This is a genomic window from Pseudomonas sp. 8209 (assembly GCF_028682105.1).
GTDB classification, from domain to species: domain Bacteria; phylum Pseudomonadota; class Gammaproteobacteria; order Pseudomonadales; family Pseudomonadaceae; genus Aquipseudomonas; species Aquipseudomonas palmensis.
The window spans coordinates 435,008-446,799 of record NZ_JANIAH010000004.1 but is presented as its reverse complement, the minus strand read 5'-3'; the positions used below and the strand labels follow the sequence as shown (position 1 = coordinate 446,799).

Sequence of the window (11,792 nt, the reverse complement as noted above, 5' to 3'; positions counted from 1 at the left end):
CAAAGGGTCACTGGGGGCGACCGGTCCGAATAGAGACGTCCGGCCCCGACAAGACTGGGCTGTTACCGCAGTTCAGCCGTTTGACACTCGACTGATGCAACCCACCATCACAGCCCGGAATCCTCGACTTTCTGCTCATGGATCCGCTTGAGCGAAGCGCCTATCCTGCGCACCCCTCGAGATTCCGCGCACGCTCAGCAAAACAGAGAGTTAACCCGAATATGCCCACCCGATCCAAGATCATCTACACCTTCACCGACGAAGCCCCCGCCCTCGCCACCTACTCACTGCTGCCCATCGTCGAAGCGTTCACCGCCACTGCCGACATCGCCGTCGAAACCCGTGACATCTCGCTCGCTGGCCGTATCCTCTCTGCCTTCCCTGAACAGCTCGGCGCCGACAAGCAAGTGGCCGACCACCTGGCAGAACTGGGCCAACTGGCAACCACGCCTGAAGCCAACATCATCAAGCTGCCGAACATCAGCGCCTCGGTACCGCAACTGAAGGCCGCGATCAAGGAACTGCAAGCCAAGGGCTTCAACATCCCGGACTACCCGGACACCGTCAGCACCGACGCGGAAAAAGAAGCCCGCGCCCGCTACGACCGCATCAAGGGCAGCGCCGTGAACCCGGTACTGCGCGAAGGCAACTCCGACCGCCGCGCACCGCTGTCGGTCAAGAACTACGCCCGCAAGCACCCGCACAAGATGGGCGCCTGGGCAGCCGACTCCAAGTCGCACGTCGCGCACATGGACAACGGCGACTTCTACGGCAGCGAAAAAGCCGCGCTGATCGAAGCCGATGACAGCCTGCGCATCGAACTGCTGGCCAAGGACGGTTCGACCACCGTCCTGAAAGAAAAGACCGCGGTCAAGGCCGGCGAAATCGTCGACTGCGCCGTGCTCAGCACCAAGGCCCTGCGCAGCTTCATCGCTGCCCAGATCGAAGAAGCCAAGGCCCAGGGCGTACTGCTGTCGGTTCACCTGAAAGCCACCATGATGAAGGTCTCCGACCCGATCATGTTCGGCCAGATCGTCGCCGAGTACTACAAGGACGCGCTGACCAAGCACGCCGCCGTACTGGAGCAGGTCGGCTTTAACCTGAACAACGGCATCGGCGACCTGTACGCCCGCATCAAGGACCTGCCAGCCGAACAGCAGGCCCAGATCGAAGCCGACGTGCAGGCCGTGTATGCCGTGCGCCCGGCGCTGGCCATGGTCAACTCCGACAAGGGCATCACCAACCTGCACGTGCCAAGCGACGTCATCGTCGACGCCTCGATGCCGGCGATGATCCGCGACTCGGGCAAGATGTGGAACACCGAAGGCCAGCTGCAGGACACCAAGGCAGTGATCCCGGATCGCTGCTACGCCACCATCTACCAGGCGGTGATCGAAGACTGCAAGCAACACGGCGCCTTCGACCCTACCACCATGGGCAGCGTGCCGAACGTCGGCCTGATGGCACAGAAGGCCGAAGAGTACGGCTCCCACGACAAGACCTTCCAGGCCAAGGCTGATGGCGTGATCCGCGTCGTCGACGGCAAGGGCAACCTGCTGCTGTCCCAGGACGTCGAGGCCGGCGACATCTTCCGCATGTGCCAGACCAAGGACGCGCCGATCCAGGACTGGGTCAAGCTGGCCGTCAACCGTGCCCGCGCCAGCGCCACCCCGGCGATCTTCTGGCTCGACCCGCAACGCGCCCACGACGGCGTGCTGATCGAGAAGGTCCAGAAATACCTGAAAGACCACGACACCACCGGCCTGGACATCCGTGTCCTGTCGCCTGTCGAGGCCATGAAGGTTTCGCTGCAGCGCATCCGTGCTGGCAAAGACACCATCTCGGTCACCGGCAACGTGCTGCGTGACTACCTGACCGACCTGTTCCCGATCATGGAGCTGGGCACCAGCGCCAAGATGCTATCGATCGTGCCGCTGATGAACAACGGCGGCCTGTTCGAAACCGGCGCCGGCGGTTCGGCACCCAAGCACGTGCAACAGCTGGTGGAAGAAAACTTCCTGCGCTGGGATTCGCTGGGCGAGTTCCTGGCCCTGGCAGCTTCGCTCGAGCACCTGAGCACCGCCTACGCCAACCCCAAGGCCAAGGTACTGGCTGCGACCCTGGACCAGGCCACCGGCCAGTTCCTGGACAACAACAAGTCCCCTGCGCGCAAGGTTGGCAGCATCGACAACCGTGGCAGCCACTTCTACCTGACCCTGTACTGGGCCCAGGCACTGGCTGCACAGACCGATGACGCGGCGCTGCAAGCACGCTTCGCACCGCTGGCCAAGGCACTGACCGAGAACGAAGCGACCATCGTCGCCGAGCTCAACGCAGTCCAGGGCAAGCCGGTTGAAATCGGTGGTTACTACTACCCCGATGCCGAGCTGACCGCCAAGGCAATGCGCCCGAGCCAGACCTTCAACAACGCGGTTGCCGCGCTGTAAGGTTGGCTTGAGCTGACACACAGACCCCGGCCACGCACCGGGGTTTGTGCTTTCTGGAATCTGTGTCGTCTGCATCGCGGGTCAAGCCCGCTCCCACAGGGGTTGTGTGGGAGCGGGCTTGACCCGCGATGCAGGCGACGCTGCCCTGAGCAGGAGCACCCGCATGACCTGGCAACCCCACATCACCGTCGCCACCATCGTCGAAGACAACGGCCGCTTCCTGCTGGTCGAGGAATTCAAGGCCGGCCGGCACGTCTTCAACCAGCCCGCCGGCCACCTCGAAGCCAACGAAACCCTGCTCGAAGCCGCCCTGCGCGAGACCCTCGAAGAAACCGCCTGGGACGTCGAGCTTACCGGCATCGTCGGCATCTACCTCTATACCGCCCCCAGCAACGGCGTGACCTACCAGCGCATCTGCTTCGCTGCCCGCCCGCTTCGCCACCACCCCGAACGCGCCCTGGACACCGACATCGTGCGCGCCACCTGGCTCACCCGCGACGAACTGCTGGCCGACCCCGAGCGCTGGCGCAGCGAGCTGGTGCCGCAATGCATCGACGACTACCTGGCCGGCCCGCTGCACAGCCTGAGCCTGATCCGCAATTGAAGCCGCGGCTTTCGCCTTGCGCGGCGCAGCCTGATAGAATCGACGTCTTTTTCCAGATACACAGCCGGTACCTATGACCAGTCCAGCACTCTACGAACCCGAAAAGACACGCGTCATCGTCGGCATGTCCGGCGGCGTGGACTCTTCCGTCTCCGCCCTCCTGCTGATCGAGCAGGGCTACCAGGTGGAAGGCCTGTTCATGAAGAACTGGGAAGAGGACGACGGCACCGAATACTGCACCGCCCGCGAAGACCTGGCCGATGCCCAGGCCGTGTGCGACCGCATCGGCATCAAGCTGCACACTGCCAACTTTGCCGCCGAGTACTGGGACCACGTGTTCGAGCACTTCCTGGAAGAGTACAAGGCCGGGCGCACGCCGAACCCGGACATCCTGTGCAACCGCGAAATCAAGTTCAAGGCGTTCCTCGACTACGCCCTGATGCTCGGTGCCGACCTGATCGCCACCGGCCACTATGTGCGCCGCCGCGACATCGACGGGCGTACCGAGCTGCTCAAGGGCCTGGACCCGAACAAGGACCAGAGCTACTTCCTGCACGCCGTCGGCGGCGAGCAGATCGCCCGCACGCTGTTCCCGGTGGGCGAACTGGAAAAGCCCGAGGTGCGCGCCATCGCCGAAAAACACGGCCTGGCCACGGCCAAGAAGAAGGACTCCACCGGTATCTGCTTTATCGGCGAGCGCCGCTTCAGCGATTTTCTCAAGCAGTACCTGCCGGCGCAGCCCGGTGAAATCCAGACCACCGAGGGTGAAGTCATCGGCCAGCACCACGGCCTGATGTACCACACCATCGGCCAGCGTCAGGGCCTGGGCATCGGCGGCCTCAAGGATGCCAGCGACGAGCCGTGGTACGTGCTGGAGAAAGACCTCAGCCGCAACGTGCTGGTGGTCGGCCAGGGCAACGAGCACCCGTGGCTGTTCTCCCGCGCCCTGCTCGCCTCGGAGATCTTCTGGGTCAACCCCGTCGACCTCTCCAGCCCGCGCCAGCTGACGGCCAAGGTGCGCTACCGCCAGAGCGACCAGGCGTGCACCCTGGAACGCACCGCAAGCGGCTACCGCGCCGTTTTCGACGAGCCGCAGCGCGCCGTGACGCCGGGCCAGTCGGTGGTGTTCTATGACGGTGAGGTATGCCTGGGGGGCGGTGTGATCGAAGTGGCCGAGCCCTGGAGCAGCCGCTGATGAACCAGATGCAAGAGCAACTGGTCGCCCTGGGCGGGGTATTCCAGGCCGCCGTGCTGGTCGACCGAATCGCCCGCACGGGCCAGGCCAGCGAGGCCGACCTGGGCTGCATGCTCGGCAGCCTGCTGGTACGCGACCCCAAGGACACCCTGGAGGTGTTCGGCGGTGACGACCTGAACCTCAAGGATGGCTACCGCGCCCTGGCCAGCGCGCTGGAGCGCGACCCTGCCAGCCTGCAGCGCGAGCCGCTGCGCTACGCCTTGTCGATGCTGGGCCTGGAGCGCCAGCTGGCCAAGCGTGGCGACATGCTCGACACCATCGGCAAGCGCCTGCCGCAGATCCAGTCCCAGGCCGATCATTTCGGCCTGGTGCATGAAAACGTGATCGCTTCGTGCGGCGCCCTCTACCAGGACACCCTGAGCACCCTGCGCCAGCGTATCCAGGTGCATGGCGACATGCGCAACCTGCAGCAGCCCAACAATGCCTCGAAGATCCGCGCCCTGCTGCTGGCCGGCATCCGTGCTGCGCGCCTGTGGCGCCAGCTGGGCGGGCACCGCTGGCAGCTGGTGATCAGCCGGCGCAAGCTGCTCAAGGAGCTGTACCCGATGCTGCGCGGCTGACCCTGACCGCGTCGCGGCCTTCGCTGGCTTGCCAGCGAAAAGGCCCGAAAGACCTTTTGTCACCCTCAAAACCCGGGCGCGTTTTTCATGTATGATATGCGCCCTTTTCGTTGCCCGACTGTCCGAGAACACCCCATGCAGCTTTCCTCGCTCACTGCGGTTTCCCCTGTTGACGGCCGCTACGCCGGCAAAACCCAGGCCCTGCGCCCCATCTTCAGCGAATACGGCCTGATCCGTTTCCGCGCCCTGGTCGAGGTCCGCTGGCTCCAGCGCCTGGCCGCCCACCCGCAAATCGCTGAAGTACCAGCGTTTTCCGCCGAAGCCAACGCCGTGCTCAACGCCCTGGCCGACGACTTCGCCCTCGAGCACGCCGAGCGCGTCAAAGAGATCGAGCGCACCACCAACCACGACGTCAAGGCCATCGAGTACCTGCTCAAGGAGCAGGCCGCCCAGCTGCCGGAACTGGCCAAGGTCAGCGAGTTCATCCACTTCGCCTGCACCAGCGAGGACATCAACAACCTGTCCCACGGCCTGATGCTGCGCGAAGGCCGCGACAGCGTGCTGCTGCCGCTGATGCGCCAGATCGCCGAGTCGATCCGCGAACTGGCCCACCGCTTCGCCGACGTACCGATGCTGTCGCGCACCCACGGCCAACCGGCTTCGCCGACTACCCTGGGCAAAGAGCTGGCCAACGTGGTGTACCGCCTGGAGCGCCAGATCGCCCAGGTTGCCGCCGTGCCGCTGCTGGGCAAGATCAACGGCGCCGTGGGCAACTACAACGCCCACCTGTCGGCCTACCCGCAGATCGACTGGGAAGCCAACGCCCGCGCCTTCATCGAAGACGAGCTGGGCCTGGTGTTCAACCCCTACACCACCCAGATCGAACCGCACGACTACATTGCCGAGCTGTTCGACGCAATCGCCCGCTTCAACACCATCCTGATCGACTTCGATCGCGATATCTGGGGCTACATCTCGCTGGGCTACTTCAAGCAGCGCACCATTGCCGGCGAAATCGGTTCCTCGACCATGCCGCACAAGGTCAACCCGATCGACTTCGAGAACTCCGAAGGCAACCTGGGCATCGCCAACGCGCTGTTCCAGCACCTGGCCAGCAAGCTGCCGATCTCGCGCTGGCAGCGCGACCTGACCGACTCCACCGTGCTGCGCAACCTGGGCGTCGGTTTCGCCCACAGCGTGATCGCCTACGAGGCCAGCCTCAAGGGCATCAGCAAGCTGGAAATCAACGAAGCCCGCATCGCCGAAGACCTGGACGCCTGCTGGGAAGTCCTGGCCGAGCCGATCCAGACCGTGATGCGCCGCTACGACATCGAAAACCCGTACGAGAAGCTCAAAGAGCTGACCCGCGGCAAAGGTATCAGCCCTGAAGCGCTGTTAACCTTCATCGATGGCCTGGACATGCCGGCCGAAGCCCGCGCCGAGCTGAAGAAGCTGACCCCGGCCAACTACATCGGTAATGCCGCGGCACAAGCCAAACGCATCTGATTGCCCCCGCGTTTTGACGCCCGGCTTGGCCGGGCGTTTTTATTGCTGAAAGAAAATTACTTTTTTTCAATAGGTTACACATGAATCCTGATACCCCACTTCAGCTGCTGGGCGGCCTGACTGCCCGCGAATTCCTGCGCGACTACTGGCAGAAGAAGCCCCTGCTGGTTCGCCAGGCCTTCCCTGATTTCGAAAGCCCGATCGATGCCGATGAACTGGCCGGCTTGGCACTGGAAGAGGAAGTCGAATCGCGCCTGGTCATCGAACATGGCGAGCGCCCGTGGGAACTGCGCCGCGGCCCGTTCGACGACGACACCTTCAGCACCCTGCCTGAGCGCGACTGGACCCTGCTGGTACAAGCCGTCGACCAGTTCGTGCCGGAAGTGGGCGAGCTGCTGGAGAGCTTTCGCTTTCTGCCAAGCTGGCGCATCGACGACGTGATGATCAGCTTCGCCGCCCCGGGTGGCAGCGTGGGCCCGCACTTCGACAACTACGACGTGTTCCTGCTGCAAGGCCAGGGCAAGCGCAACTGGAAGATCGGCCAGATGTGCGACAGCGACAGCCCGCTGATCGAGCACGCCGACCTGCGTATCCTGGCCGACTTCGAGCAGACCGACGAGTGGACCCTGGAACCGGGCGACATGCTCTACCTGCCACCGCGCCTGGCCCACTACGGTGTGGCCGAAGACGACTGCCTGACCTATTCGGTCGGCTTCCGCGCGCCGAGCGCCGCCGAAGTGCTGACCCACTTCACCGACTTCCTCAGCCAGTTCCTGCCTGACGAAGAGCGCTACACCGACGCCGACGCCCAGCCAGTGAGCGACCCGCACCAGATCCAGCGCGACGCCCTGGACCGCCTCAAGGGCCTGCTGGCCGAGCACATGAGCGACGAGCGCCTGCTGCTGACCTGGTTCGGCCAGTTCATGACCGAACCACGCTACCCGGAACTGGTGGCTGGCGAGGCACTGAGCGAAGAAGACCTGATCGACAGCCTGGAACAGGGTGCGATCCTGATCCGCAACCCGAGCGCGCGCCTGGCCTGGTCGGAAGTCGACGACAACGTGCTGCTGTTCGCCAGCGGCCAGAGCCGCCTGCTGCCGGGCGAACTGCGCGACCTGCTCAAGCTGATCTGCGCCGCCGACGCCCTGCACGTGGAAAACCTCGCGCCATGGCTTGGCGACGAAAATGGCCTTACCCTGATCTGCGAACTGGTCAAGCAAGGAAGCCTGGGATTTGCCAATGAATAAGATCGAAGTACGCCTGGCCGATTGGCAGAAAGACAACGCCGACATCCGCCGTATCCGCGAATCGGTGTTCATTGCCGAGCAGAACGTGCCGCCAGAGCTGGAGTGGGATGCCGACGACAACATCGCCGTGCACTTCCTGGCCTTTGAGGGTGACTACGCCATCGGCACCGCCCGCCTGTTGCAGGATGGCCAGATCGGGCGCGTGTCGGTCCTCAAGGACTGGCGCGGGCTCAAGGTGGGTGACGCACTGATGCAGGCCGCCATCGCCGAGGCGCAGAACCGCGATCTGCGCCAGCAGAAGCTCACCGCACAAGTGCATGCCACCGCATTCTACGAGCGCCTGGGCTTCAAGGTCGTCAGCGAGGAGTTCCTCGAGGCCGGCCTGCCGCACGTGGACATGGTGCGCGACTCGCAGTAAGCGCCAACCCTGTCGCCGGCAAGACCAGCTCCCATACCCGCGGGAGCCGGCCTTGCCGGCGAACAGGCCAGCACAACCGCTACAAATTTGCCATCATGTCCACTCCACCCGCGGAGACCATGGACATGCCGCTACGCCCCCTGCTCGCCACCCTGCTTCTGTCGTTCAGCCTCAGTGCGCTGGCCGCCACCGAAGTCCTGCCGCTGAACCACCGCACCAGCGCCGAACTGCTCCCCGCCGCGCAAGCCTTCATCGGCAAGGACGGCAGTGTCAGCACCTTCGAAAACAAGCTGATCGTCAATGCCGAGCCCGGCAAGATCGACGAACTTCGCACCCTGCTGCAACAACTGGACACCGCCCCCAAGCGCCTGCTGATCAGCGTCGACAACACCGACAGCAACGTCCAGGACAACCGCGGCAACGCCCGCGTGATCCGCTACGGCACCGCCAACCGCGAGGGTGGGCTGCAACAGGTGCAGGCCAGCGAGGGCACTCCGGCGCTGATCCAGGTTGGCCAGAGCATTCCCATTACCAGCACCCAGACCGACAGCTACGGACGCGTTCAGAGCAACACCGAGTACCGCAACGTCACCCAGGGTTTCTACGTCACCGCCAGCGTCACCGGCGAAACCGTGCACCTTGCCATCAGCACCAACAATGACCGGATGAGCCAGGAACGTCCCGATGTAGTGAAGGTGCAAAGCACCGACACGAAGGTCACCGGCAAGCTTGGCGAGTGGATCAGCCTGGCAGGTGTCAACGCTCAAAGTCAGGCCGATCGCAGCGCTTCGACCCTCAGTTACTCCACACAGCGCGGTGAGAACATGACTTTGCGGGTAAAAGTCGAGGCACTGGACTGACCCCGCGTCGTTCAAGGCCTCGACCAAAGGCCTCGAAACTGACTGACGAGTCGTATTAGACCAAAGATGTAGTGGATGAAAAAAAGCACTACAAAACATTTGACGCCCCCGAATCGCAGAGGCATGATGGCCCCGCTCCCGCTAATCAGAGGCCCTGGCAAGGGCCTTCGAGTTGCGCTCTGACCTACCCGACCTGAGCCGATTCGTGTCTGTACAGCCCACAAGGCGGTTTGACGAGATTGCGACTGGAACGAAGTTGTCCCGAGGGACGGAAGCGCATCAAACGGTAGACGGCACACCCTGATCGACGCAGCACGGCAACCACGAGCCAACCTGCCCGACAGCCACGCCAAGGACCTGCTCACTTCCCCCCTTCGAGCCCCATCGTTCAACGTCGCCATTTCGCCCACACCACTGGCTGCCAGTGCTTCTGACCAGCGAGCAATCGGAGCTGCCCCTGTACGCACAGCGCAGCCGACAGAGCGAACATTTTTTACCGACCTATGCGACGAGGTTTACTTTCATGGCACTGACACGCGAACAGCAAATTGCAGCCCTCGAAAAAGATTGGGCCGAGAACCCACGCTGGAAAGGCGTGACCCGTACCTACTCTGCCGCTGATGTCGTTCGTCTGCGTGGCTCGGTTCAACCTGAGCACACCCTGGCCCGCATGGGTGCCGAGAAGCTGTGGAACCTGGTAACCAAAGGCGCCCACCCTTCGTTCCGCCCTGAAAAAGATTTCGTCAACTGCATGGGCGCCCTGACCGGCGGCCAGGCTGTTCAACAGGTCAAGGCCGGTATCCAGGCTATCTACCTGTCCGGCTGGCAAGTGGCTGCCGACAACAACTCGGCCGAGTCCATGTACCCCGACCAGTCGCTGTACCCGGTGGACTCCGTGCCAACCGTGGTCAAGCGCATCAACAACTCGTTCCGTCGCGCCGACCAGATCCAGTGGAAAGCCGGCAAGAACCCGGGCGACGACGGCTACATCGACTACTTCGCACCGATCGTGGCTGACGCTGAAGCCGGTTTCGGCGGTGTACTCAACGCCTACGAGCTGATGAAGAACATGATCGAGGCAGGCGCCGCCGGCGTTCACTTCGAAGACCAGCTGGCCTCGGTTAAAAAATGCGGCCACATGGGCGGCAAGGTACTGGTTCCGACCCAGGAAGCCGTACAGAAGCTCAGCGCTGCCCGCCTGGCGGCCGACGTTGCCGGTGTACCGACCATCATCCTGGCCCGTACCGACGCCAACGCCGCCGACCTGCTGACCAGCGACTGCGACCCGTACGACCAGCCATTCGTGGTGGGTGAGCGCACCCAGGAAGGTTTCTACAAGGTACGTGCCGGTCTGGACCAGGCGATTGCCCGCGGCCTGGCCTACGCACCGTATGCCGACCTGATCTGGTGCGAAACCGCCAAGCCGGACCTGGACGAAGCACGCCGCTTTGCCGAAGCCATCAAGAAGGAATACCCGGACCAGATCCTGTCCTACAACTGCTCGCCTTCCTTCAACTGGAAGAAGAACCTGGACGACGCGACCATCGCCAAGTTCCAGCGCGAGCTGTCGGCCATGGGCTACAAGCACCAGTTCATCACCCTGGCTGGCATCCACAACATGTGGCACGGCATGTTCAACCTGGCGCACGACTACGCCCGCAACGACATGACTGCCTACGTGAAGCTGCAGGAGCAGGAATTCGCCGACGCGTCCAAAGGCTACACCTTCGTGGCGCACCAGCAGGAAGTGGGCACTGGCTACTTCGACGACATGACCACCGTGATCCAGGGTGGCAAGTCTTCGGTTACCGCCCTGACCGGCTCGACCGAAGAAGAGCAGTTCCACTGATCGGCTGATCGATTGGTGACATTCGGGTAACACGCAAGACCCGGGGCCTGTGATGGGGCTCCGGGTCTTGTGCCATTCATACCCCGCGCAGGCGCCAGCCTTGCCGGCGAAAAGGCCAGCCGCCCGGCACAAGGCTTCCTTATTACCCCCGATTGGCTATGCTAGTGCACACCGGCGTCAGCGGACGGCCGTGGCAGCGCAGATACCGACGCGCCACCCCCGCGCACAACCCTGAGCCAGAGCCCAGCGCCAGCACGCAGACACTGCCCGAAACAGGGGCGCACAAACTTGCCGGCCACACCCTTGAACAACAACTTTTAGTTGACGCAGGAGGTAGGAATAACAGGAGCTCTTCAAATGATATTAATTATCATTTCGAAACTTGCATTTCGTTACGCCATACAAGAAACATAATTAACAAAAGCACGCGCAATCCACGGAATACGTGGCCTGCAGCGAGTTACGAAAGATTTTTGTTCTTAATGCTACGAATAAATTTGCTGCAGAAATTTTACTTGCTACGGGTTTACCCATAAAATCAGCGCGATAGATTTCGCTGCGACATATCGTCACTGCTCTACTTCTTTTCAAGCTCAGAGACCAAGCGCTCTGTTAAGGATTTTCAGCATGCCCGATTCGACAGGACTCATCGCCCACAACTGGGGCTTTGCCATCTTCCTTTTGGGTGTCGTCGGCCTGTGTGCCTTCATGCTCGGCCTGTCCGCCCTGCTGGGCAGCAAGGCCTGGGGCCGCAGCAAGAACGAACCGTTCGAGTCCGGCATGCTGCCAACAGGCGGTGCCCGCCTGCGTCTTTCCGCCAAATTCTATCTGGTCGCGATGCTGTTCGTGATCTTCGATATCGAAGCCCTCTTTCTCTTTGCATGGTCTGTGTCCGTCCGCGAAAGCGGCTGGACCGGATTCGTCGAAGCACTCGTTTTCATAGCAATTCTGTTGGCAGGTCTTGTCTACCTATGGCGCGTCGGGGCCCTCGATTGGGCTCCCGAAGGTCGTCGCAAGCGGCAAGCGAAGCTGAAACAATGAGGCTT

Annotated in this window: 10 protein-coding genes; all 10 read left to right on the top strand. The window is 62.7% G+C overall.

Features of this window, described 5'->3' with window-relative positions:
* Positions 1 to 221 precede the first annotated feature (221 nt).
* The 10 genes from NP552_RS11205 (at position 222) to NP552_RS11160 (ending at position 11,787) form a co-directional block, all read left to right on the top strand.
* Positions 222 to 2,447, top strand: coding sequence for an NADP-dependent isocitrate dehydrogenase (locus tag NP552_RS11205; protein ID WP_043860856.1), 2,226 nt, complete (start codon positions 222 to 224; stop codon positions 2,445 to 2,447).
* A 163-nt stretch (positions 2,448 to 2,610) separates the two neighbouring features.
* Positions 2,611 to 3,051, top strand: a complete 441-nt coding sequence (locus NP552_RS11200; protein ID WP_054915102.1) for an NUDIX hydrolase — start codon at positions 2,611 to 2,613, stop codon at positions 3,049 to 3,051.
* A gap of 73 nt (positions 3,052 to 3,124) precedes the next feature.
* On the top strand, positions 3,125 to 4,246 hold the full coding sequence (mnmA, locus tag NP552_RS11195; protein WP_058541215.1) for a tRNA 2-thiouridine(34) synthase MnmA: 1,122 nt from the start codon (positions 3,125 to 3,127) through the stop codon (positions 4,244 to 4,246).
* The gene (gene hflD / locus NP552_RS11190) at positions 4,246 to 4,866 is read left to right on the top strand and encodes a high frequency lysogenization protein HflD (protein WP_043860859.1); all 621 of its coding nucleotides are present in this window, start codon (positions 4,246 to 4,248) and stop codon (positions 4,864 to 4,866) included. The genes mnmA and hflD overlap by 1 nt, the downstream gene beginning before the upstream one ends.
* Positions 4,867 to 5,001: 135 nt before the next feature.
* On the top strand, positions 5,002 to 6,372 hold the full coding sequence (purB, locus tag NP552_RS11185) for an adenylosuccinate lyase (RefSeq protein ID WP_043860860.1): 1,371 nt from the start codon (positions 5,002 to 5,004) through the stop codon (positions 6,370 to 6,372).
* An 80-nt stretch (positions 6,373 to 6,452) separates the two neighbouring features.
* Positions 6,453 to 7,619, top strand: a complete 1,167-nt coding sequence (locus NP552_RS11180) for a ribosomal protein uL16 3-hydroxylase (RefSeq protein ID WP_043860861.1) — start codon at positions 6,453 to 6,455, stop codon at positions 7,617 to 7,619.
* A complete protein-coding gene (locus NP552_RS11175; protein WP_043860862.1) occupies positions 7,612 to 8,037 on the top strand; it encodes a GNAT family N-acetyltransferase in 426 nt (141 codons plus the stop codon). The genes NP552_RS11180 and NP552_RS11175 overlap by 8 nt, the downstream gene beginning before the upstream one ends.
* Before the next feature lie 125 nt (positions 8,038 to 8,162).
* Entirely contained in the window at positions 8,163 to 8,897 is a 735-nt protein-coding gene (locus NP552_RS11170) for a secretin N-terminal domain-containing protein (protein ID WP_231390883.1), read from the top strand.
* Between the two features lie 523 nt (positions 8,898 to 9,420).
* Positions 9,421 to 10,746, top strand: a complete 1,326-nt coding sequence (gene aceA / locus NP552_RS11165; RefSeq protein ID WP_043860864.1) for an isocitrate lyase — start codon at positions 9,421 to 9,423, stop codon at positions 10,744 to 10,746.
* 627 nt (positions 10,747 to 11,373) lie between these two features.
* Positions 11,374 to 11,787: an NADH-quinone oxidoreductase subunit A gene (locus tag NP552_RS11160; RefSeq protein WP_010220397.1), complete on the top strand. Its 414-nt coding sequence runs from the start codon at positions 11,374 to 11,376 to the stop codon at positions 11,785 to 11,787.
* Positions 11,788 to 11,792: the final 5 nt, after the last annotated feature.